At 64.5% G+C, this 23596-nt stretch carries 17 protein-coding genes and 4 pseudogenes; 10 read left to right on the forward strand and 11 right to left on the reverse strand.

Features of this window, described 5'->3' with window-relative positions:
* Positions 1–314: 314 nt before the first annotated feature.
* Entirely contained in the window at positions 315–1064 is a 750-nt protein-coding gene (locus tag QQ657_RS43555) for an alpha/beta fold hydrolase (RefSeq protein WP_284748243.1), read from the forward strand.
* A gap of 29 nt (positions 1065–1093) precedes the next feature.
* Here the strand turns inward: QQ657_RS43555 and QQ657_RS57020 are convergent.
* Positions 1094–1192, reverse strand: a pseudogene (locus QQ657_RS57020) (histidine kinase); the annotation flags it as partial.
* Positions 1193–1824: 632 nt separating this feature from the next.
* Complete coding sequence (locus QQ657_RS43560; protein ID WP_284748244.1) at positions 1825–2754, reverse strand: LacI family DNA-binding transcriptional regulator; 930 nt, start codon at positions 2752–2754, stop codon at positions 1825–1827.
* 216 nt (positions 2755–2970) lie between these two features.
* Between QQ657_RS43560 and QQ657_RS43565 the strand changes: the two genes are divergently transcribed.
* From QQ657_RS43565 to QQ657_RS43575, 3 genes are all read left to right on the forward strand, one after another.
* Positions 2971–3918, forward strand: coding sequence for an alpha/beta hydrolase (locus tag QQ657_RS43565; RefSeq protein ID WP_284748245.1), 948 nt, complete (start codon positions 2971–2973; stop codon positions 3916–3918).
* 192 nt (positions 3919–4110) lie between these two features.
* Entirely contained in the window at positions 4111–6324 is a 2214-nt protein-coding gene (locus QQ657_RS43570; protein ID WP_284748246.1) for a glycoside hydrolase family 3 protein, read from the forward strand.
* Positions 6325–6489: 165 nt separating this feature from the next.
* Entirely contained in the window at positions 6490–8922 is a 2433-nt protein-coding gene (locus QQ657_RS43575; protein ID WP_284748247.1) for a glycoside hydrolase family 2 TIM barrel-domain containing protein, read from the forward strand.
* 644 nt (positions 8923–9566) lie between these two features.
* On the opposite strand, the gene QQ657_RS43585 is transcribed toward QQ657_RS43575, so the two are convergent.
* A complete protein-coding gene (locus QQ657_RS43585) occupies positions 9567–9707 on the reverse strand; it encodes a hypothetical protein (protein ID WP_284748248.1) in 141 nt (46 codons plus the stop codon).
* A gap of 410 nt (positions 9708–10117) precedes the next feature.
* A pseudogene (locus QQ657_RS56855) lies at positions 10118–10237 on the reverse strand (hypothetical protein); the annotation flags it as partial.
* A 46-nt stretch (positions 10238–10283) separates the two neighbouring features.
* On the opposite strand from QQ657_RS56855, the pseudogene QQ657_RS43590 reads away from it, so the two are divergent.
* A pseudogene (locus QQ657_RS43590) lies at positions 10284–10568 on the forward strand (integrase core domain-containing protein); the annotation flags it as partial.
* Here the strand turns inward: QQ657_RS43590 and QQ657_RS43595 are convergent.
* The 5 genes and pseudogenes from QQ657_RS43595 to QQ657_RS43615 form a co-directional block, all read right to left on the reverse strand.
* Complete coding sequence (locus QQ657_RS43595; RefSeq protein WP_284748249.1) at positions 10543–10917, reverse strand: hypothetical protein; 375 nt, start codon at positions 10915–10917, stop codon at positions 10543–10545. The pseudogene QQ657_RS43590 and the gene QQ657_RS43595 overlap by 26 nt on opposite strands.
* 192 nt (positions 10918–11109) lie before the next feature.
* The gene (locus QQ657_RS43600; RefSeq protein ID WP_284748250.1) at positions 11110–11259 is read right to left on the reverse strand and encodes a hypothetical protein; all 150 of its coding nucleotides are present in this window, start codon (positions 11257–11259) and stop codon (positions 11110–11112) included.
* 177 nt (positions 11260–11436) lie between these two features.
* Positions 11437–11679, reverse strand: a pseudogene (locus tag QQ657_RS43605) (helix-turn-helix domain-containing protein); the annotation flags it as partial.
* A 682-nt stretch (positions 11680–12361) separates the two neighbouring features.
* Positions 12362–13966, reverse strand: a complete 1605-nt coding sequence (locus QQ657_RS43610) for a CocE/NonD family hydrolase (RefSeq protein WP_284748251.1) — start codon at positions 13964–13966, stop codon at positions 12362–12364.
* A gap of 265 nt (positions 13967–14231) precedes the next feature.
* Positions 14232–15821: a carboxylesterase/lipase family protein gene (locus QQ657_RS43615; RefSeq protein ID WP_284748252.1), complete on the reverse strand. Its 1590-nt coding sequence runs from the start codon at positions 15819–15821 to the stop codon at positions 14232–14234.
* A 984-nt stretch (positions 15822–16805) separates the two neighbouring features.
* On the opposite strand from QQ657_RS43615, the gene QQ657_RS43620 reads away from it, so the two are divergent.
* The 3 genes from QQ657_RS43620 to QQ657_RS43630 all read left to right on the forward strand — a co-directional run bounded on the left by QQ657_RS43620 (position 16806) and on the right by QQ657_RS43630 (position 20381).
* Positions 16806–17801, forward strand: a complete 996-nt coding sequence (locus tag QQ657_RS43620; RefSeq protein WP_434056838.1) for an ABC transporter substrate-binding protein — start codon at positions 16806–16808, stop codon at positions 17799–17801.
* Positions 17802–18993: 1192 nt separating this feature from the next.
* The gene (locus QQ657_RS43625; protein WP_284748253.1) at positions 18994–19164 is read left to right on the forward strand and encodes a hypothetical protein; all 171 of its coding nucleotides are present in this window, start codon (positions 18994–18996) and stop codon (positions 19162–19164) included.
* A 59-nt stretch (positions 19165–19223) separates the two neighbouring features.
* Positions 19224–20381 (forward strand): serine hydrolase domain-containing protein, encoded by a 1158-nt coding sequence (locus QQ657_RS43630; protein WP_284748254.1) that lies wholly within the window; start codon positions 19224–19226, stop codon positions 20379–20381.
* A 129-nt stretch (positions 20382–20510) separates the two neighbouring features.
* Here the strand turns inward: QQ657_RS43630 and QQ657_RS43635 are convergent, their stop codons facing one another.
* Both QQ657_RS43635 and QQ657_RS43640 read right to left on the reverse strand, forming a co-directional pair.
* Positions 20511–21236, reverse strand: a complete 726-nt coding sequence (locus QQ657_RS43635) for an IS3 family transposase (RefSeq protein WP_284748255.1) — start codon at positions 21234–21236, stop codon at positions 20511–20513.
* A gap of 55 nt (positions 21237–21291) precedes the next feature.
* Positions 21292–22281, reverse strand: a complete 990-nt coding sequence (locus tag QQ657_RS43640) for an IS481 family transposase (protein ID WP_284748264.1) — start codon at positions 22279–22281, stop codon at positions 21292–21294.
* A 510-nt stretch (positions 22282–22791) separates the two neighbouring features.
* Between QQ657_RS43640 and QQ657_RS43645 the strand changes: the two genes are divergently transcribed.
* Both QQ657_RS43645 and QQ657_RS43650 read left to right on the forward strand, forming a co-directional pair.
* Positions 22792–23100, forward strand: a complete 309-nt coding sequence (locus tag QQ657_RS43645; RefSeq protein ID WP_284748256.1) for a hypothetical protein — start codon at positions 22792–22794, stop codon at positions 23098–23100.
* Positions 23101–23157: 57 nt separating this feature from the next.
* A complete protein-coding gene (locus QQ657_RS43650) occupies positions 23158–23580 on the forward strand; it encodes a hypothetical protein (protein ID WP_284748257.1) in 423 nt (140 codons plus the stop codon).
* The last annotated feature ends 16 nt before the right edge of the window (positions 23581–23596 follow it).

The following is a 23596-nucleotide window of genomic DNA, read 5'->3' on the forward strand; positions in this document are numbered from 1 at the left end:
GCTACGGCTGTCGGATTCACGGCCAACGAGGCCGGTCACCATCCTGGAGCGTGTCAACAGCTAGACCGAGGTGGCCTGTGACGTGGTGAACCAGGCGGCCGCCACAACCGACACCGGCACCGCGGCTACCGAGAGTACCGACGGGCGTAACCGCCGGGCCGCACATTCGCGGGCGGCGTTGTACGCGGCGGCCGTGCGGCTCGTATCCGTCCGCGGAAGCCCGAGTGTCCCTCCTGGGCAAACGACGGTTACCGTCCGCGGCACGAGGGGACCCGCCGTGCTGCTGGGTGTATTCCCTCGGCCTGGACCGGCGGATGTGGGACCCGGTCCTCGACCGGCTCGCCGAGGGGCGCCGGGTGTTCGCCTACGACGTGCGCGGCTACGGGACGGCTGCAGATGCACCGAAGCCGTTCACCATGACCGCCACCGCCGCCGATCTCGTGGCCGTGCTGGACGCGCTCGAGCTGAAATCCGCGCACGTCGCCGGGTTGTCGCTGGGCGGGGCGATCGCGCGGGCCGCCGCCGTCGCCGCACCCGAGCGGTTCGCGTCCCTGACGCTGACGGCCGCGCCCGACCGGCCCGTACCGGAGGCATTCGAGCAGCGGGCCCGGCTCGCCGAGACCGAGGGCATGGCCGCGGTGGTCGAGCCGACCTTGGAACGCTGGTTCACCGCGTCCGCGCTCGCCGTCGGGACCGACGGCCTGCGGTACGACCGTGACCGCGTCCCTTCGTTCGATCCGGCCGCCTGGGCCTCGATCTGGCGCGGCTACCGCGGCCTCGACGTCTACGACCGGCTTCGCGCCTTTTCCGGCGCCTGCGCTGGCCCTCGCCGGGGTGCGGACGCGTCGATCCCGATCGCGGGCATGGCTGCCATCGCCGCCCGGATCGGGAGTGGGGCGCGGTTCGAGGTGCTGCCCGGCGCGCCGCACATCCAGCCGCTCGAATGTCCCGAAGCGTTGGCCGACGCCCTGGGCGGGTTCCTGCCCGAGGAGATCGACATCCCGCAACTTCGGCGTGCGGCGGATGTCGCTATCGCCGCGCGTCCGACGCGTGCGGCTTCGTGAGCGCGTCGATGACTTCGTCGTGTAGTAGTGCATGGCGGGGCGCCGGTGAGGTGCAGCAGGGTGATGCCGGGGGAGTGTGCGACGACGTCATGTACTTCGCGTGAGATGCGCTGGCGTTCGGTGAGGATTGCCTGTTCTCGTTCGGATGCCCAGCGCGCGGTTGTTCCAGTGGAGCATGTAGCCGCCGGAGCGTCCGAGCGGTACTGCGGCCAGGTATACGGCTGATCCGGTCAGGCCGGGTCCTGTCGCGGCCCAGGCATGTACGGCGAGGTTGAGTCCCAGGACGGGGAGTGCGAGTGCTAGCCGGGCGATCGCGGCGGTTTCAGCGGCCAGGACGATCCGTGCGAAGCTGGGTAGGCGTGGTTCGCTCAGCAGGATTGGTACCACGACGGCTACGGGGCGCTTTGATCATCACTGGGACGATTCGGCCAGCGAGCAGGCAGATCATGCTGGTCGTAGCGGAGGCAGCCCGAGCAGAAGTTGCGGCATGTGCCCGGCTCGCTGGCCGATGGCGCAGACCGCGACCCATCATGGCAGCGCGATCGGAAACCGGGTGAGGCTGGTCTCCAGTTGTTCCCGCATCTGCACTGCTTCACATTAGGGGATCTGCGGGTGTGTCCGCATCTTCCGAGGGCTGGTTTCGGATCCCGTTTCGGCCACGCATCAGCAGGTCCAGGCTTTCAACGCGATGTCATCGGCCGTACGTGGGTCGATCAGCGCAGTGTGGTTGCTACGGACAGGGGGGCGTGGCGAGGAGTTACTAGCCGGATTCTCGGACGATCACGCGCGCCGGTTCGACGGCACTGTCGATCGATGGTAGGCCGAGTGCTTTGCGTGCGGCGATTCGGCCGATGGCCTCCGCGTCGATACGCACAGTGGTCAGCGCGGGTGAGAACAGAGCGCCGTGGAGCGTGTCGTCGAAGCCGACGACGGCGAGGTCAGCCGGAGCCTGCAATCCGAGGCGCCGCATCGCGGCGAGCAGCAGGAGCGCCAGGTCGTCGTTGTAGGCGGCGATGGCAGTCACTTCCGGATGTTCAGTGCGGAAGGACCTGAGCCGCTCCTCAGCGACGTCGAGGCTGACAGGAAGGGTGAACGTCGCGCACCTGGCCAAGCCTGCGGCATGACTGGCATGTTGCATGAGTCGTCCGCGCAGACCGGCGAGAGCCTGGAGTTCCGCTACCTCCGGCAGCGCCGCGGCTATATGCCGGTGATCTTTGCCGACAAGGTACTGGACTGGTACATCGGCTTGTGCGAAGAACGAATCGAGGGAGGTTCTGGTGTCGGCGGTGGCGTCTGCGTTGCCGGCGTCTGCCAGGTCGATCACGGCGCGGGGGGAGACGGTCTGGGCCACGTCGGATAGCGTCTGCGAGGACAGGTGGCCGTGAACCACCAGAAGTACGTGGTCGTGGACTGTGAGCTCGGCGTCGAGGCCGCGGATATAGCTGCCGAGGCTGTTGCTGGCCGGGATTCCTTCGACGTTGAGCAGGACGATGCGGGAAGAACCCTTGCGTAACGCTTGCGCTGAGCCGTTGGGAACGTAGCCGAGCGCACGTGCGGCCTGCCTTACCCGCTCCCTCGTCTCTAGCGAGACGTGTCCGGACGCACCGTTGAGAACGAAGCTCACCGTGGTTGGCGACACGCCACTGGCTTGGGCGACGTCCTTGACGGTGGGGCGCGCGGACTTGCTCACTCACACTCCTCGGGCAGCGGGCCAGGGGACAAGTTTCCAGTCGCGGGCTTGTGCGGCTGCGGTGCGCTGGCTACCGTACCGCACGTACTGGTAAATCGTTGTACCTAGGAGCGGTCGACGGCCGATCCGCCTCCGCTTGCCTGCGGGCGGGTGCCGGCAAGATCTCCGTCGGCGAGCGCGGGGCCAGCTACGACTGCAGGATTCGAGGAGATGGCGATGAAACTCAACAGGGTCGATCCGGAGCTGCGTTCCACCGTCGCGCGGATCCCCTCGCTGCCGATCGGGCGAAAGTGGGGGAGGCGCGTTGTGCGCGCGCTCGTCCGCCGACGCGGGCCAGGCAAGCCAATCGATGGCGTCGACGTCCGCACGCTCAACCAGGGGCAGGGCCTGCGCCTGTACACACCAGCCGGTGGTGGTTCGGGCGCGGCGCTGCTGTGGATGCACGGCGGTGGATACATCATCGGTGACATCTGCCAGGACGACACTTTTTGCTCCGCGACGGCGCACGAACTGGGAATTGTCGTCGTCTCCGCAGAGTACCGCCTTGCCCCGGAACACCCCTTTCCCGCTGCGCTCGATGACGCTTTCGCGGCTTGGCAATGGTTACAGCAGTCGGCGGGCTCACTCGGGGTCTCAGCAGACCGAATCGCCGTAGGAGGATCCAGTGCCGGCGCTGGCCTGGCCGCCTGTCTGGCGCAGCGCATCCACGATGCCGGTGGTACCCAGCCGGCAGGGCAATGGTTGTTTTCTCCGATGCTCGACGACCGTACTGCCGCACGTCACGAACTTGACCAGCTACGACACCGGGTATGGTCCAACTCCGCAAACCGTATCGGATGGGGCGCGTATCTCGGGGTCGATGTAAGTGGACCGCGTCGCCCCGACTATTCGGTCGCGGCGCGTCGCGCTGACCTTCGCGGTTTACCGCCGACGTGGATCAGCGTGGGCGACATCGACCTGTTCGCCGACGAGTGCCGTGAGTATGCCGAGCGCATGAGAACGGCAGGCGTGGACTGCTCCCTGGATCTTGTACCCGGCGCGCCGCACGGATTCGAGGCATGGGCGCCGGAGACGAGCATTGCCCTGGGCCTGCTGGCACGCAGCCGTTCATGGCTAGGTGCGCGGTTGACCGGATCGATCTCATCGCTCCGCGGCGAAGGTTAGACGCTCACGCGGTGCAAGCCGCCGACGTTCTCGGTCTGCGCTGCTGATCAATATGCTGAATCGCCATTTCGCCGGTGCCGGCTGGCCCGTCAACACCGAAGCCCTCATGAGCCGACCAGATCCAGCGAGTTTCACGCTGAATGTCACTTCGCCGGGACGCATTCGGCCCCGCGACCGACCGAGGAGAATGACATGACTCCCTCAGGCGACTCTGCTTTCCCCCGTATCGACGAGGCGAGTGCCAGTGACGGCTTCGGCCTTACGGCGTTCTCCGACGCGACGGCAAGGATTGGCAACGGATCGTCCCTGGATCATGAGACGGACGTCCTCTTGGGTGCGATGAGCGCTGATGAGATATTGGGTCTGCTCGACGGGGATGCCGAGTTCTGGCCCGGGATGGCCGAGATGAGCCGCCGCTACAACGAAACGCCTGTAGTCATGGGGCAAGTGGCGAGGCTCGGCCTGCCTGGCATACGGTTCAGTGACGGCCCCCGCGGAGTGGTCATCGGCCAGTCGACTGCCTTCCCCGTCTCGATGGCGCGTGGTGCAACATGGGACGTCGACCTTGAGGAGCGGGTCGGCCGAGCTATTGGCGCTGAAATGCGAGCACAGGGTGGCAATACGTTCGGCGGTGTCTGCATCAACCTGCCGCGTCACCCAGCGTGGGGCCGCGCGCAGGAGACCTACGGTGAGGATCCTTACCTTCTCGGCGAATTTGGTGCGGCTTTGGTGCGCGGCGTGAGACGACACGGAATGGCCGTCGCGAAGCATTATGCACTCAATTCAATGGAGAACGCCCGCTTCAAGGTAGACGTCGAAGCCGACGACGCCACTCTTCACGAGGTGTATCTTCCCCATTTTCGTCGCGTGGTGGAAGAAGGCGTAGACGGCATCATGACGTCGTACAACAGTGTGAACGGCGAGTGGGTAGGACAGAATGCGGAACTCTTGGAAGGCATCCTCCGCGGCCGATGGGGGTTCGACGGTGTCACGATCTCGGACTTCATTTTTGGTCTCCGTGATGCTGGTGCGTCGGTGCGGGCCGGGCTCGACATCGAGGCCCCGTTTCGTCAGCAGCGAGCACAGCATTTGCAGCAGGAACTTGCAGATGGGCGTGTGACGTGGGGCGATGTGCGCCGAGCGGCGCGCCGTGTCATCAGAGCACAACTTCGGTATGCGACGTCGCCTCTGGAGCCCGAACCCGACGTCTCTGTCGTCTTCTGTGACGAGCACCGTCGGCTCGCGCGTGACGTCGCCACGACCTCCATGGTGCTGCTCAAGAACGAGTCAATCGCCGGGACTGCGTTGCTTCCCCTGGATTCCAGTGCGATTACGTCTCTCGCCGTGATCGGGCGCCTCGCGGATATCCCCAACACGGGCGACAACGGCTCATCCAAGGTCCATTGTCCCGAAGTGGTGACACCGCTCGAGGGCCTCAGAAGCGCCCTTGCTGCTGTCGACGTCGTCCACGTCGATGGTGACGACCAGATGACGGCCGCCGCGGTCGCGGCACAGGTCGACGTGGCCGTTGTCGTAGTCGGCTACACAGCCGAGGATGAAGGCGAGTTTCTCGGCGACACGATGCTGACCACTCCCGGACTGATGGATGTGTTCCCGCCGCTTCCCGCTGGGATCAACATGCCGTCTTCAGAAGACCGCAACTCCCATTTGATGGGCACTGCTGCAGGTGGAGATCGTGTTTTCCTGCGCCTCCGTCCGGCCGACGCTGAACTGATCCACGCTGTGGCTGCCGCCAATCGTCGCACTGTGGTCACCGTGGTCACCGCCGGGGCTGTGATCATCGAGGAATGGAAGGACGTCGTTCCGGCCATTCTGGTGAGCTGGTACGCAGGGAGCGAGGGGGGACATGCTCTCGCCGACGTGCTCTTGGGCAAGTCCGGGGCGAGCGGGCGCCTGCCGTATTCGGTCCCGGCCGACGAATCACACCTGCCTTTTTTCGATATGGAAGCGGAGGCAATCGTCTACGACCGCTGGCACGGGCAACGGTTGCTCGATCGCGACAGTCGGCAGGCTGCGTATCCGTTCGGGTTCGGTCTTTCCTATACTGAGTTCACGATCCACGCCCTCAATGTCCATGCCGCAAAGGAAGAGCAGGTGTTTACGTCAGTTAACGTCAAGAATCGAGGACGGCGCGGTGGGCGGCATGTCGTTCAACTGTACGGACGTCTTGAGGTTGACGACTTCCCGAAACGGGTGTTGATCGGCTTTGCTCCCGTCTACCTGGAACCAGGACAGGAGGCGCAGGTAGCCATCACGGGGTCAACTCGCCCTCTTCAGCGTTGGGTCAACGGCTCGTTCGTTTTCGCATCGTCGACGGTCCATCTCGAAGCTTCGTCGTTTTCGGGGGACCCGGCCGCGGCAGTCGCAATCTGGAACGTAAGGTAAACGAATATTCTCTGTTCAAAGTTGTGAGTAGGTGCGTGTATTTAGATGGGTTCTTATTTTCCGGGATTATATAGTCAACTTCTGGGTTGCGCGCCGGCGTACCGGTGTGCAGTGGGGACGATAAATTCGTTTTCGCTCCGGAAACTGTAACCGTCAGGAGGGCTAGTGAAACGTATTTCTTTCAATGAAGACTGGCAGGTGCGTTCGAAGGTAAACCCATTCGCCGAATTGTCCGGCAATGCGGTTCCGTATAAGCCGGTCACGTTGCCGCATGACGCCATGATCGGGCAGAATAGAATAGACTCACGCGTTGAGGAAGGTGCTGCGGGCGCGTACTTCCGAGGCGGGGTCTTTGAGTATCGCAAGATCTTCTTCGTGCCGGAATCGTATCGAGGCAAGCGGATATTCTTCGAATTCGAAGGTGTTTACCGTGACGCGACCGTGCATCTAAACGGTGACTACGCAGGGCAACGCCCCTATGGGTATTCAAATTTCTTCATTGACGCCGACCGATACCTGCGCTTTGGACAGGACAATGAGATCCGGGTCGATGCACGAGCGCACCAAGACTCGCGCTGGTATACCGGGGCAGGCATCTACCGCGACTGCTGGCTGCTCATCGGCGGACTGATCCGGATCGGGGCACAAGGCGTCCGTGTCACTACCCCGGACATCGACACCGAGCAGGCAGTGGTGGAGGTGGCGACGACCGTGGTCAACGACTCGCTCGCGATCCGAACTCCTCAGTTGGTTACTGAGATTCGCGATGCCGCCAAATCCGTGGTCGCAGCCGACACCACGACAATCACAGTGTTGCCCGGAGAATCTGCTACCGCTCGCCAACGCTTCTACATCCACAGCCCGTCGCTGTGGAGCCCATATTCACCGTCGCTCTACACGGCCGAGGTGGCGTTGACCGACGCCGACGCCAAGACCGACAGTGAGAGCGTCCCGTTCGGCGTCCGTTCATTGCGGCTGGACCCCGGGCATGGGCTGCGGATCAACGGAGAGACGGTCAAGCTGCGCGGCGCTTGTCTCCATCACGACAACGGGCCCTTGGGGGCAGCCACATTCGCTCGTGCGGAGGAGCGCCGTGTCCGGCTTCTCAAGGACGCCGGATTCAACGCGATTCGCATGTCCCATCACCCGATGAGCAAAGCCATGCTGGACGCGTGTGATCGTCTGGGCGTCCTGGTGATCGACGAGATGTTCGACATGTGGACCTCGAGTAAGAGTGGGTTTGACTACAGTCTGAGCTTCCCGGAGTGGTGGGAACGCGACATCGAAGCAATGGTTGCCAAGGACGTCAATCATCCCAGTGTTGTCCTCTATTCGATCGGAAACGAGATTCCCGAGGTTGGCTCGGCCGTGGGTGCCGTGTGGGGACGCAAACTAGCGGAAAAGGTCCGATCATTGGACGATACTCGCTACGTCACCAATGCGGTAAACAATATGCTGGCCGTTTTTTCCGAACTGAATGCCATGCGACAGCAAGTGGCCGAAGGTGCCGGCATCAACACGGCCATGGCCGACGTGGGAGCCATGATGAATTCGATCGCCGCGTCCTCTGTGGTGACTGGGCGGACGGCCGAGTCTTATGCGTTGCTCGATGTCGCTGGCATGAACTACTCTGAGGGCCGCTACGCCATGGACTCAGATCTGTTTCCGAATCGAATCATCGCTGGCACTGAGAGCTTTTCGGTTCACATCGACGAGATCTGGCGCCTGGTTAACCAGTACAGTCACGTCATCGGGGACTTTGCGTGGACGGGCTGGGACTATCTCGGCGAAGTTGGTCTGGGCCGCCCACAATACTCCACGCCGGACAGTTCGCAACCTTCCCACGTCGCACCGTTCCCGTATCTTCTGGCCGGCTGTGGTGACATCGACATCACAGGCTATCGGCGCCCAGCCTCCTACTACCGCGAGATTGTCTTCGGTCTGAGCGCTCAGCCCTACATTGCCGTCCAACGGCCACAGCACCACGGCAAGATTTTCGTTGGGAGCCCCTGGGCGTGGAGCAATACCATCTCTAGTTGGACCTGGCCCGGTTTTGAAGGCGCACCCATCATCGTCGAGGTCTATAGTGACGCCGACGAAGTCGAGCTGCTTGTGAATGGGTGCTCTGTCGGACGTAAGCCTGTGGGAGCCGACCACCGCTTCCGCGCTCAATTCGAAACTGTCTACGAGCCCGGCGAGCTGCTCACGATCAGTTATCGTGGCGGCGTTGAAGCCGGCCGTGAGGTCGTGCGATCCGCCGCTGGGCCGGTACAGCTCCGCGTCGAAGCAGACCGGCAGGTCATCACGGCCCGCCACGGTGATCTCGCCTATATCACTCTCGTCCTGGCGGACGCTGACGGAACCATCTACACCTCGGCTGACCGGCCCGTCCGTGTGAAGGCCTCCGGCGATGGCACCTTGCTCGGCTTCGGCAGTGCTGACCCGTCGACAACAGAGGGATTCGGTGCGACCGAGCGGCGCACCTACGACGGCCGAGCCCTCGCGGTGCTCCGGCCTTCCCGTCCCGGCCACATTCGACTTCACGCGTCAGCTCCGGACTGTGAGCCGGTCGAGGTAGTGATCACCGTGGAGTCATGAAGACCACCGCACTGTCACGTAGGGGTTCGCGAACGTGAGAACCGCGTGAGGTGCTTTTGTTATGAGGATGGACCCATCTTGATCATGGTCTGGTCCCTGATATGGGACCACTGCCCGGATGTGTCTGTGTGCCGTTCCAGCTTCCGGCCTTCTGCTGTATTTGCTGGTCGAGCACGAGCGATTGCTCGGGTTCGACCGTGGCCCCTGTAGCCCGTCGACACGGATCTACTCGAGGCCGCTTGGGTGCAGCCTCACCAGCGCTCGGGCGTGACGACCATGTCGTCTACGCCCGCGCTTCGTCGTCCTGCGCGAATACCGGCGGGCACGCGGCAGCACTGGTCCGGCTATCCGACGAGAACGGGCCTGGCCCGACTCGATGAGCTTGAACGTCATCGCGAACCCTGTCGCCTGAGGCCCGGCCGTTGGTGGCCTTCATGCGGCGGTGTACCAGGGCGAGGATCAACTCGATCGGGGTTGGTCGTGCGCAGGTGGATCCAGTGCTCGGCCGGGTAGTCGTAGAACACCAACGGTTGCCCGCCGATCTGGAACTCGTTCGCATCGCCGGGCTCGCGCAGGATCTGTGGCCGCCGGGGTTTGCCTCCGGGCCGACGGACGCAACAAGGGACCGAGGCTGCTCGGGCGGGTCAGGCACCTGGCTTGAGGGCGGCAGGGCTGTCCAGGTCGACGAACGCGGCGGCGTAGCGCTCGGCGAGCGCCAGTGAGACCTCTTCACGCTGCCAGGCGCCACCGGTGAGGGTGGCAAGCCACAGGATGAGCCCGTACATGACCGAGGCCCGGTAGCCGTTCCAGATCTGCTCGGAGGTGGGGCGTTCGGCGTCTGGGACGTCGAGCGATGTCCGGTAGATCCTCCGTGAAAAACCCGGATGCCTCTGTCCCAGTCGGCCGCGGAGCGCTTGTCCGCCCCGACTTCTGCTGCCGCCTCAGCCCGGCTCATGCCGCCCTGACGCAACCGCAAGAACCGTTCGCGCCGCGGGTTGACCTGCCTCGCCTCGCTGGTGAAGATCGCCGCCTCGTGTGCCCACTTGTAGCACGTCACCCGGGTGAACCCAAGCTCGCGGGCGACCGCTGACACGTTGTTCCGCTGAGCCAGCAACCGGAAGAACGCCGCCTTCTCCTCCTCCGAATACACCCTCGGGCTGGCGCGCCGCATCGACATTCCTGCCTGCCGCAGCCACGTGTACGCAGCCTCAGGATGCACGCCCGCGGCCGTGGCCGCCGCCCTGACCGTGCCCCCACGATCCAGCAAGTCAAAGAACTTTTCTTTCTGCTCCTTGCCGTACTTCCGCCCTGTCATCAACCCCACCACTACGTCGGTGTTGCGACGACCAGTGGAATCCAAGCAATTCCGGTCGCGGAAGTTCGTGAACACGCTACACCGCAACGGTTTACGTGGATCGATGGGACGGGTCGGGGCGTGTGATGACAACGCCGCGATGGAGTCTTTCTTCGCGCTGCTGCAGAAGAACGTCCTGGACCGGCGACGCTGGCAGACCCGGGAAGAGCTGCGCTTGGCGATGGTGACCTGGATCGAACGCACCTACCACCGTCGGCGTCGGCAGGCCCGTCTGGGCAAGCTCACGCCGATCGAGTTTGAGACAATCAACAGGCACGCAACCGCGGCCTGATCCACTCAACCCGCGAGTCAACCAAAATTGGGGCAGTCCCTTTGGTCAGGGTGTCGATGTATCGCTCCCGCATGGCGATCAGGTCCTGCACGGTGTGGGCGCGGACCTCGGGATCGATGCGGTCACCGCCCATCTCGAACGCATGAGGGATGACCGTTTCCATGATCTCGCCTATCCCCGGCCACTGGGTGTACGGCACGACGAAGTCGAGCGTAGGTTCCCCAATCAGGCGCTCGCCCCAGAACTGGCTGTGCAACCGGGCCAACGCCTGGAGGCCCGCTGCGGCCTGGGCTGGGCTGAGCGGATGTGTCGAGTCGCGCGGCTCGGCTCGGTCGAGCAGATCCTCCATCACATGATGAAGTTCTGCCCATTGACGTCGATCACGATGTGGAACACCTTCGGATGGTCGACGGGCAGGTGAACGCCGCTGTTGAACAGCCGGGGTTCGTCGAAAAGGCCGCTGGTGGCTGCGATCAGTTCGACGTGGGCGGGTCGACGGCCTTGACGAATACCATGGACGGACCCTGACCGGCCGAGTAGGTCAGCCCGAGTCGGTTTGTGCCGTCGTCACGGACCAGGAGTTCGACGCAGGGACCACGGCCCCCGGATGGTCGGCGGCTAGAGCAGCCGTCATCCATTTCGGGATTACCAGGTTCAGATCTGCCGGAATTGCCAGAGCGTGCTCGTCCATGTGTCCTCCTCGACAACGACTGACCCGCCGCTGAAACAGACGCACGAGTCCGAATAATAGGCGAACCGGAAGTGAGCGTCCAAATAGATCGAGGGAGGATTGAGAGTCTGGACTCCGTGCCATCATCGAGCCCCCGCGCCAGTCGCAGCGACGAGTTGCGGAACCGTCAGGCGCTCATCGCTGCAGCTGCTCGATCCGGGGCACGACCTGGGCAGGAGTGGCGGTGGGCTGGTGGTGCGGGACTCTGGGCTGGTCGAGCAGGCCGTTCTCGCCGTGGCGGCGGTAGCGGTTGACCCACTTGGATGCGCATTGGCGGGAAATGCCCATCTCGGCGGCGACGTGGGCGATCGGTCGGGTCTGGCATCGCGCGACGAGCCGGCGGCGGCCCTCGACAGACAGCGGGGCATTACGGTCGGACACGGACGGGTCTTTTCTCTTCGGTGGGATGAGTGGGTCGTACTTCTCATCCTGCCGCTGAAAGACCCGTCCTCTCGTCTCAGGCGCCGTCAACCGTCACCAACGTCATGACCCGCAACAGCTAGCGGTGGTCTGCGGGGTTGGCGGCGACCATTGGCCCTCCGGGCACTACGGCGCTTAACCTGCGGCGGTAGGTTGCTCGTGTACGCTCGGCATTTGCAGACGCGCCCGATTCTCCCGACTCTCGTCCCGCCCGGCGCCAGCTGACGATCAAGGTCAGCTGTGCCCTAGTTTAAGCGGCTTTGCACGCGGGCCGTTGGGCCCCGCCATCGGGGAACGCCGTGGGCTCCTACCAGCCGAATTTCTGAGCGCTCCTCGGCGGACAGAACTCTCGTCGTATGAAGCTGGCGGCTCTTACCACCTCATCGCAGCTCGGTTCGCTAGGCGGAGCAGATCGGCGGTGATGTCAAGTGCCGTTTCGTCGCCTTCGACCTGCTGCATTTGGCTTGCGACTCCGCTCTAGGACGAGCGCCGTGTCCAGTTGGTCGTGCGCCTATGCCTGACTCGTACCGGCCGTCGATGATGCGCGCGTTCACCTCTGCCGAGCTGTGGGCTGATCGCCGCGTTCTGGCGATCAGCATGGGACATGCTGCCTCTTTCGGGCTTGGGGGCTTGAGGACGGCATCTACTGGTGCTGTGCTACGGGTAGGACGATGGCCGAGGGATGGTTGGGATCGTGGTGTACTTCCTGCTCGGCGGCACGGAGTCGTGTAGCGGATGCGTGCGGTTCCCCGGTGCCGGGATTGCGTGCGTAACGGGGGAATGCCCCGGAGGAAACCTGTACCCTGATGCGGTGGCCGCGCCGGAACTGGTAAGCGGTCGGCCACAATCGTACCGTTGCGCGGGCTAGTTCGTCGGCGTTGGTGAGAGTAGTCAGGCCGTCGCAGACGTTCACGGAGCGTCCAGAGCCGTCCACATCGCAGAGCCGCACGAACACGTCGGCAAACGGCAGGCTGGACCGGAACCAAATTTCGGCGCTTACCTCGCCGACGACCTCAACGTCCTGATCAAGGACGGTGGTGGTGTAGGTGAGCACGTCCGAGCGAGCCTCAAGTTTGGTGTTGTCTTTGCGGCCGCCGCCGTTTGCGCGCACCCCACCCACGGCCGGGGTGGGATTGTTCGGGTCGTAGCGGTAGCGATCGGGCTCCGACTCGTCTGGCAGATCGACGGACAGGGCACCACCTGGTCGGAGGTGGAAGCGCTGCGGCGCATAGCCGGAGGGGGGCCAGGTTTCGAATTCGCGCCAGGCTTCTTGGCCCATTACGTACAGGTGCACCGAGGCGCGCTCCGGTGGGCGCTGACCGCGAGCGAGGGCGAGACCGAAGGTGAGTGCCTCGCGGATCGGCGTCGCGTCCGAGGTGACGTGTGTCCACGGCCCGATTGTCAGCCGCGGGTGCGGGCTGGATGCTTGCAGGGCCCGGAAGTCTCGGAGCTGTCCGGGCAGAAAGAGGTCGAACCAACCACCGACTGAGCTGACCGGCACGGTCACATTCGGAACCCGGTGGCTATGGTCGAGTCCATCCCAGCGCGGTGAGTCTGCTTCGTGCCTGAGGATATCTTGGATGTACCCGACGGATTGACCGGTGGCGGCGATGTCGGCGCGGTTCAGCGGCAAGGTCTCCAGTGCACGCTGCTTCTTCCGGATCCCGGCGAGCCCTCCTATCATCCCGGCCGGCTTCTCGACGGCATTGGTCACACCCCAGATGAAAGGAGTTTCGAGGGAGAAACCATCGGGGCGTAGGAATTCGAGAGTCAGCGCGGACTCGGTGTTGTTCGGGATCATCGCCTTGACCTCGGGCGGCAGCTGATCTGCCACGGCCCACTGCACGTAGCCGAGGTAGCTGGCACCGACCAGCACTATGGATTCCCCGAACCACGGTTGCTTGATCACCCACTCCAGGGTGGCCAGGCCGTCGTCACGTTCCTGGCGCATGGGGTCGAACATTCCGCCTGAACCGTGGGTTCCCCGAGTGCTCTGGATCAGAGTCTGGAAACCGCGCTCCGCCAGCACCCGGCCCTGCACGGCGCCGATCAGCCCTCGGCGGCCGTAAGGGGAACGCAGCAGCGCAACCGGTAACCCGTCACCGCCGGACCGCCGCACCCATCGGTCTGTCAGCAACACCGTGCCGTCGGGCATGGGTATTCGCAGATCGCGCTGGTGGATCACGCTCCGCGTGAGCGGGGGATCGAGGTGTAAGACGCGCTGAATCAAGTGGCTGAGTGGTTTCATACGAAATTCTCTCCCCGTGTGCCTGCGTGAGGGCCGATGGTCGTCGACGAGTCCAGACGGTGATGAACACCGCGCGACTTACGCCAAGTCCGGTGGCAGTCCTCTGCGGTGATCGGCGAGACTGTTCGTCGGCCGCCGGTCCCGGGCAGCTCGATGTTGGCTCAGCAAGACCTTCCCCGGTGTGACTCGATGGACTTGCCGGCCGCGACATGCCCCGGACGGAGCTCCCGATCGTGTGCCCCGTGTCCCAGTCCGGGGCCTGCCTTCAGGAGGACCTGCTTGCCCAGAAACGGCAGTGGTGGTCGTCGTCGAAGCTGGTGGATGTGGCCGTGGTGTCGGCGTTCAGGAGTTGGATCCGACCGCCGGTCGCGGTGTAGCTCGGCCAGTTGAGATCGGCGGTGGAGGGGTTGCCGGTGCGGGCGAACGTCGTCCAGGCGTCGATCATCCGGTTCGAGAGTCGTTGCTGGCTCGCCGTCAGTGTGCCGGCATCGAAAAGATAGCCAACCTCGGCGCCGTGTGTCGCGCCCATCGGCATCCAGGGGTTGTCAGGGCTGAAGGGGCTCGGGTTGTCGGTCTGCGTGAATTCGTAGGCGTAGACAGGGGGCCAGTGCTTGGCGGCGATCGCTGTGGCAGCGCCAGACATCCCGCAAGCGAAGTAGCCGTCCCCCAGTGCCGTCGCCGCAGCCAGGTCCGGGGTGGGGTAGTCCGCCAACGGGTACTCTTCCTGTACCTCGGTCCAATTTATCCCAAAAGTCTCCTGCAGGAAGCTGACGTAGTCGGCCGGGCTGAGCGGGCCTTGCTTCGGCAACTCCTTGAGGAGGAAGACGAATAATCGCCCCTCGTCGCGATTGGTTCCAATGAGCAGCGGGACACGTTGGAACAGGCCGGATCGGAATGCCACCTCGGGCTGTGCTGGGACCGTGACGCCATCCACGGTCGGCTTCCAGGGGACGTCCAATGAGTACCCGCCAGCCAGCGGTGAATTCAGCAGCGTCGACGTGGGTAGTGCGCGCATGCACGCGGCCCTGGTCGCCGGGTCGGTACAGCCAAGTGATGCGGCATACTTCACAGCCGCGGCTTCGGCCTGGGCCTTGGGAGCCGGTGAGATCCCCGACTCGCCGCTACAGGCGCCGCTCTCACTGATCGCCCGGTCGAACAGTCCGACCGCACCTGGGGACTGGAGCTGCTCGCAGACGCTGTTGCCACCTGCGGATTCACCGAAGAGTGTCACGTTGGAGGGATTGCCACCGAATGCTGCTGCGTTCTGTCGCACCCACCGCAGTCCGGCCTGCTGGTCCAGCAGTCCGTAGTTGCCGACGGCGCCTGATCCGGTGGCCAACTCCGGCAGTGCCAAGAAGCCCAGCGGACCGACCCGGTAGTTGACCTCGACGACGATCGCTTTACCGCGTTCGACGATCGGCGTCGGGTTCAGCAGAGATGTCGAGCCGACCTGGTAGGCACCTCCGTAGAACCACACCATGACCGGCAAGTGCTGTCCGGCGGTGGTCGGAGGAGTGTAGACGTCGACGGTGAGGCAGTCCTCCGTGCTCGCGGAGGCCTGGATCTGGGCGCAGGTCGGCGCGGTTTTCGTGGCGTCCCGGATGCCCGTCCACGACGGCGGTCGAACTGGTGCTGCCCACCGGTTCGAGCCGATGGTGGAGGCACCGTATGGAATATCGAGAAAGGTGCGATGCCCGCCGTTCACGGTACCGCGGACCGCGCCTGTACTCACCGTGACAACATCGTCGGACGTATGAGCCACAGCAGTGGGACCCACGACGGCGGCCGCTCCGGTCAGCGCGGCCAACAGGGCGGCGGCCGCGACTGTCCGCGCGCGCGTTCGGGTGAATGTCATGGCACATCCTTCGGGCAGGAATGTGGGGTATGGGAAGCGCCGACCTCAGCCTGGCTGTTCATCTGAAACGAGCGAACTGTCGATGTCGGCGGTTACCGCAAGTTACAGTAGGCGTTTGTGATCCAATTGGCAAGTATCAATTGATGATAGTCGACAAGTGCTGAACGTCGGTCTTCATGTCGTCAACGGACGCCGGATTCGGGTCGCGGTCAATTGGGATGGCATGGGCCGGTGGATCTGACGTCGATGCGGTGTCCGCGAATCTCGCGGTCACTCGGACGGGGCCGCAAACGTCACTGCAAGCCCGGAGCCATTGTCGCAGGGGCATAGCTCGTCATCGATGGATCCTCGGATTCGCGTGCTTCTTGGCGGGGAAGGTGCTCCCCAAGCTGTCGACGCACGAGGTGCGCCGAAGGTGTGTGGAAGTCCTTGCCGCTCTGGAGGCCGCCGTCAGGCTTCACTGCGAGGTTAGTGACCCCGCGACCTGGGCAATGCCCTGGCCAGCCAACACATCGGGAAACTCGTGTTCCAGGACTTGTGACTGTGGTCTGAGTTCCGGCATGCGCGTCACGTAGGCGACATCAGATATTGATACTTGGCGATAAAAACTCGGGAGATCTTGTGAAAAAATGCGCAGTCCCTTGACGGCGAGGAAGTTCTGCTCGTACCGTCACGACTCGTCCGTTTGGAGTAAAGGTGGGATGCTGTCGGGCGAGCAAGAGTGGTTGTCGTGACCCTGGTTGCGCTACGGAAATCTGACGGATTGTCAGTCATCCTGTTTGTTCGAGTGCTGGTTGTGGCCGCGGGTTGAGATGCCGTCAATTGGTCTCTTAGGGCTCCATCACCGCTGGCTAATGCGGCATGTGGCCGTGTGCATGTTGCGGGCGCTAACGCGCGGCGCACCTGTGGATGTCTTTCCTTTGGTGGCATCTTGTGGCGTGAAGGGAGTATGTCTTGCCTGGTGGCTTTGGAAGTGCTGGTCAGATGAATGTTCGTCGGACCGTGCTGAGTCTGGTCCTTGTTGCAGCGGTATTCGTGTCTGATAGTGGTTGTGGCGTTTTCGGATCCTATGATTCGAATTTGTTGGAGGAGGGCGGCCTTGAGAAGTCGACCATAAAGGTATCGATTCAGCAAATAACGGACCTCGGCCCGTTCTGGCTGGCCCAGGAGGACGGCTACTTCAGGGCTGAAGGTCTCGACGTAAAATCGGTTATGGCAGATAGTGGCCAAGCTTCGATCGGTAATGTCATTTCGGGTCGGGCGGACATTGCTTTTTCAAGTTACGCTTCATTCTTCGTTGCGAAGAGTGTTGGTGCCGACCTGTGGTTGGTTGCCGATGGCACGTCGGTCAGCCCGAGGAGCAACGCGATCGTCGCCGCGCCGAACTCGCCGGTGAGGACCGTCAATGATCTAGCGGGCAAGAAGATCGCTATCACGGCGAAGAATACGGCATCCGACATTCTCGCCAAGTCGGTAATGAGGGACCGTCGCGTCTCCTATGGTGCCGTGAACTGGGTCGAGATGCCGTTCCTCAACGTCGCGGCAGCGCTGCAACAAGGCCAGATCGACGCGGCATACGTCGCCGAACCCTACGTCACCATCGCAGCTAGGGTCGCCGGAGCGATCCCGGTGGTCGACATCAATACAGGCTCCACCCAGGACTTCCCGCTGGCCGGCTTCGGCTCGATGAAAACGTGGGCGCAAGAGAACCCGAAAACCCTCGCAGCCTTTCAGCGTGCGATGAAGAAGGCCACCCTGGAGGTCGTCAACGACCGCTCGAAGGTTGAGCCGCTGCTGGCGAAGTACGCGAAAATCGACGAAGGCGCCTCGAAGCTGCTCACACTGCCCGGTTTCGGCTCGACACTGGATGCTCATCGACTCCAGCGTGTGCCCGACCTGATGATGCTGATGGGCGTCATCACGTCGCCTGTCGACGCGATGTCCATGATCGCACCACAACTAACGAGAGCTGAAGGCTAATCGAGAGGTTGTTGTCGGCGAGAGCGGGAAAGATAGGGAAGTACCTCCTGCTCAAGGTCCAATGCCTTGTCTTTTGCCCGTGAGTGTGGACGAGGGGCAAATTCTGAGGTAGGAGCAGGTGTCTGAGAATCCTCAGTCGCGTCGGTGGTGATGAAGTAGCCGTCATTGGCGCCGACGATCCGTGACCCGTTGTCGGTTGTTCCTCCGGGCCTGTTTCCGCTTAGTCATCGGGTTGCTGTGTGCCCATGGCGCCATGGCAGTTGCTCGTCCGAACGTTGGCATTGGACTCCTCGACAGCCGCCGGCGGTGGCTAAGCCGTCCGCGAAACGGCGCCACCGCGAAGCATCCTTATCAGCGCCAAGTTCGGGGGCAATGTACCGGCGAGTCATGCGCGGCCCGATGACCAATTGCTCAGCTGCGCCTGGCGGCAGGGCTACGGGGACGGTGTTGTGGCCTGTCGATGAGCCCACGCTGCTGCGCTATCCGCCGATCCGGCATCACGCCGCCCGGCGTGGGCGGAGTGATGCCGGTAACTTGTCCGATTCGTGCTATCCGGCGCCGATCGGCGCCAGATAGCATGGTCAGCCGAGAAGGGGGCGGCAGTTACTGCCAGCCCGCCTTTCGGGATCGACGTGCCCAGTCAGGACGCGAGGTTTCCGATACTGTGGATGATCTGCTTACGCAACGACTGCGGTAGCAGCGTCCACAACAGCCACCTGACACGCAGCACCCGAACGGTCCACTGCAGTGGACCTGCCAGGATCGGGGTACTACCGCCGGGTACTGTCCGGCTCTCACCAGAGGCCTGGATATGACGAGGAGTGCCCCCCGCCCCAGGTTGTCGCCTGGGACCCGGGACTCCTTCGTCGTTTCTGTTGTCGTTTACCCGGCGCGCCTCGTGATCGACGCTCCACCGGACCCGCCATCCGAGTCTCCCTTCCCCGCTCTGCGGGAGCCCGCAGCGACAGCCCGACACCACACGGCTCCTGCTCGGCACCCGGCACTCCACTGACGGCAGCGGCCTACCCAAATATCGGCGAACTCCGAGCCACTACGCGGTAGCAGGTGGTGGGCCAGCAATGTGTCGCGGGGACCGCCCCAGGACGGATGGTTGACATGGCGTTCACCGGGTGATTGGATTTCGGCGAATCCTGGAATCGTTTCCAGACGCTACGAGGTACGGGAGAACCTGGTGCGGCTGCTCACGAACGCGCCGTCGGCGCGCCGGGTGCAGGTACGCATCTACCACCCGGCCACCCGATTGCACGACGACGCAGCGCTCGCGAACCTGTCCCGCGCCATCGTCGCGGCTCGGGCCGTGTGTCTGCCGCCGCCTGCCCTCGTCGATGGAGCAGATCGCTGATGGCATCCACGGGAACATCTGGGCTGTCCGCACGACGGCTACAGCGACTGCACGACGTGATGTCCAGACACATCGAGCGTGGCGCCTTGCCCGGCGCTATCACTCTCGTCAGTCGGCACGGCGAGGTGCACGTGGATGTCCTGGGCACCATGGATCTGGGCGGTGACCGGCCGATGCGCCGGGACGCGATCTTCCGGATCGCGTCGATGACCAAGCCGGTCGTCGCGGTGGCAGCGCTGATTCTCGTCGAGGAGTGCAGACTGCGGCTGGATGACCCGGTCGACCCGCTGCTGCCGGAGTTGGCCAACCGGCGGGTGCTCACCGCGCTCGACGCCCAGCTGACGGACACCGTCCCGGCGCGCCGGCCGATCACACTCCGCGACCTGCTGACGTTCCGAAACGGCTTCGGTACAGCCAACGGAGCCTCCGAGGAATACCCGATCGCCGCCGCGGCGGCCGAGTCCGGACTCGCGGGCGGCCCGCCCGGACCCGCCAAGAGGCCTGCGCCCGACGAGTGGCTACGCCGGCTCGGCGACCTGCCACTGATGGCCCAACCGGGCGAGAAATGGCTCTATAACACAGGTTCCGATATTCTCGGCATTCTCATCGCCCGTGCCACCGGCCAGCCGCTGGAGGAATTCCTACGGGAACGGATTTTCGAGCCGCTCGGCATGCGGGGTACCGGGTTCAGCGTCCCGGATGCCGATATCGGCCGGCTGCCCACCGGTTACCTCGCCGATCCCGGCGCGAGCGACATCTCGCCATTCGACCCGGCGCTCGGCGGACAGTGGAGCAGGCGACCCGCGTTTCAGTCCGGCTCCGCCGGTCTGCTCAGCACCGTCGACGACTACTTCGCGTTCGCCACTATGCTGCTCAGTCTCGGCCGGCATGGACAGGAGCGCATCCTGTCGCGGCCCACGGTTCTGACCATGATCACCGACCAGCTGACCCCGGCTCAGAAAGCCGCTTCCGGCTTCTTCCCCGGCTACTTCGACAACCGCGGCTGGGGTTTCGGCGTTTCAGTCATCACCGGCCGCGACGAGCTATCCGGCAGCCCAGGTCGATTCGGCTGGGACGGTGGCTTTGGCACGTCGTGGTGGTCGGACCCGGCGGAGAACCTGACCGGGATCCTGTTGACGCAACGCGGCGAGTTCCCTGCGGTCTCCGGCCTGCACCGGGACTTCTGGACGTCGGTGTACCAGGCGCTCGACGACTGAACGGTTCGTGGGAACGGTACGCCCCGCACAGGCGCGCTCGTAGCGAGCCGCGGGCACGCCAGGTCGTAGCGCAGTCTAGGTGTGCGGTTACCTGCGCACTGTCAAGCCCCGGGTTTGATGGAGACTGGATTAGCTGGTTTCCAGGGTTGCGGTGACCGGGTGGGTCATCGCGTGAAGTGCCTCGTACTCGGCGGGCGGGACGTGTCCGAGCTCGCCGTGCAGGCGCCGGTTGTTGTACCAGTCGATGTACTCCACGGTCGCGATTTCCAGGTCGTCGAGCCCGCGCCAGGGACCCTTGTTGCGGACGAGTTCGGCCTTATACAACGAGTTGAACGCCTCGGCCATCGCGTTATCGTAGGAATCTCCTTTGCTGCCAACGGATGCGACGGCGCTGGCCTCGGCCAGGCGCTGGGTGTAGCGGATCGCTCGATATTGCACGCCGCGGTCGCTGTGGTGGACCAGCCCGGTCAGGTCGGCGCGGGCGGCCTGGCGGCGCCAGATCGCCATCTGCAGCGCGTCCAGCGCCAGATCCGTGTAGAGGCTGGTGGCGACCTGCCAGCCGACGATCACGCGGGAGAACACATCGAGCACGAACGCCGCGTAGACCCAGCCGGCGGCGGTGCGCACGTAGGTGATGTCCGCGACCCACATCTCGTTCACGCGCGTGGCCGTGAAGTCACGTTTCACCAGGTCAGTCGGCCTTCCGGTCTCCGGTGCCGGCCGTGTCGTGCGCGGGCCCTTGTCGCGGCGCAGGCCACGCAGCCCGCCGGCCGAGGCCGGGTCTCGCCTGGCCTCGACCGCCAGCCGCGTGGCCCGCTCCCGTAACTCCTCGGGGTACTTCCGTGGTGCCGCCATGACCGTGAATCCTCCGGGTGTTCGATGTCTCCATCAAACCCGGGGCGGGACACACCTAGATGTACTGACCCGTGAGGTTGGGGACGCGGGTGGCGGGTGGTTTGCCGCCGAGCGCGGTGTGGCCGCGATGGTGATTGTAGGTGTGCAACCACCCCGGATACGCATCCCGTCGCTCGCGTTCTGGGCGGTAAGGGCGCGCGTAGGCCCACTCCTCGAGCAGGGTGCGGTTGAACCGCTCGACCTTCCCGTTGGTCTGCGGCCGGTAAGGACGCGTGCGTTTGTGGACGATGTCCGCGCCGCGCAGCGTGTCGCGCCAGAGATGAGACGTGTAGCAAGACCCGTTGTCGGTCAAAACCCGCGCGACGGTGACCCCCGCGGCGGTGAAGAACGCCTGCGCCCGGGCCCAGAACGCGACCGCGGTTTCCTTGGTCTCATCCGGCAGGATCTCGCTGTAAGCCAGCCGGGAATGATCGTCCACAGCGTTGTGCAGATAGCTGGACCCGATCTTGGGTGCGCCGTGGCGGGAGCGGGCCGTGGTGGTGGCTCTCTTGTTCCGCAGACCGCTGGCGCGGTCGGTGTCCCGATGCCCTCCGCCGTCGGGGATGTTGCCCAGCTTCTTGATATCGACATGCACCAGATCACCCGGGGCGTCGTGCTCGTAGCGGCGGACCGGCCGGCCGGTGGCCCGGTCGAGATGAGCCAGCCGGGAACATCGGTAGCGGGTCAGGACCCGGTGCACCGTGGACGGGCTCAGCCCCAGCAGATAGGCGATGCGGGCCGGTCCCCACCGGCGCAGGACCCGGACTTTGATGATCCGCCGCTCGAGCCGGGTGGGTGTCCGGTGCGGGCAGGTCCGCGGCCGCGAGGAGCGGTCGGTCATGCCGGCGGCACCGTCGGCGCGGTAGCGATCGGCCCAGCGTTTCGCCGTAGTGACCGCGACCTGGAACCGCTCCGCGGCCCGTCGCAGCGGCCATTGCTCGTCCACGACACACCGGGCCAGACGGAGCCTGCCGGTCTCGGACAGCGGGGCATTACGGTGGGACACGAGGGCCTCCTGGTAGCCGGTGCAGATGTCGCAATCCACACCGAACCCGGAGGCCCTCCCTTATTCCAAGATCATCCGATCACGTGTCGCCCGTACCCAACCTCCGTGGTCAGTACACCTAGACTGGCGTGTATTGGTGCACTCGCTGCCACCGGGCACAGCAGGCGCAGGATCCGCATCCTGAGTGCCACAGAGCATCCGACCACCTCCTGGGGGGTCTGGACCGCGACGAACCTCGTCGCGAATCTCGACGACGTGGGCATCTCCGCACGTCTCGGAGTTGACGGCGAAGTGGAGTTCGTGGCGGCAATGGCGTTGCGTCGGCGGAGACATCCGGCGATGGCTCCTTCGGTGGCCAGTGTGTCCAGGGCCGGGTGCTCATCGCGAGCCTTCCTGCCGACTGGGGCCGTCAGGGTGGTGGGGTGCCCCGGCAAACGACCAGGAGATGAACATGAGGTGAATGCGACGTGTCGGCGGTGCAGAGTGTTCCGCTATGCGAGAGTTGTCGGCATGGATGGCGGGAACTCTCGCGCGCCGCTCGTGGTGGCGTCGGTCGCCGAGCTGGCCGGGTTGCCGGAGTGGAGTGTGTCCGGCTCGCGAGGGTGGTGGGCCACGGCCGAGCGGATCGTCCATGCGGGTGGCAGGCGCTGGACGATCGGCCTGACTCCGACGGCCGGTGGTGCGATCGCGCTGATGCTGTGGCGGGATGACGAGGTCGTCGTCCATCGCCGTGGGGACGAGGCGGCACTGTGCGCTGTCGCGGTGCGCTGGGTGGGCAATCTGCTGGCGGGGCACTCCTGGGACGCCGCCGAGCGCTGAAATGTCCGGACCGGCCCTGGCCTGCCGAAGCGGGCGAGGTGGGGCGATAATCTCTTGATGATCATTGCCGCCACCCGCGAAATGCAGGAGTGGGCCGCGGAAATCCAGGGTGACGAGGTCACCTTCCGGTTCAGCCCGCCGACCGAGGACCTGACCGCGGCCAGTGAACTGCCGCGCGTGTGGCCGGGCCGGGGGCTGGGCGTGCTCGACACGTCCTTGCCGGGTCTGCGGGCGGCGCTGGGTGAGGTGATGAAGGCGCCGGCGTACTGGCATGGGCGAGCGGCGAGCCGGCCGGGACCTGGCTGGGCGCCACCGCACCGCGACGGCGAGGACGGCTTCGTCTACTTCACCGGTCCGGCCGGGCAGGCCGCTCCGACGGCGGGGTATCGCGCGGTCCTGTGCTTCACGGTCGCGGTGGTGGACGTCCGTGACCTGCGGATCCGGGTGACCGGCTACCTGGCGGCGCAGTCTCCCCGCTGACCCTCCCGCCCGCCGG

The organism is Amycolatopsis ponsaeliensis, assembly GCF_030182635.1.
Classification (GTDB): Bacteria; Actinomycetota; Actinomycetes; order Mycobacteriales; family Pseudonocardiaceae; genus Amycolatopsis; species Amycolatopsis ponsaeliensis.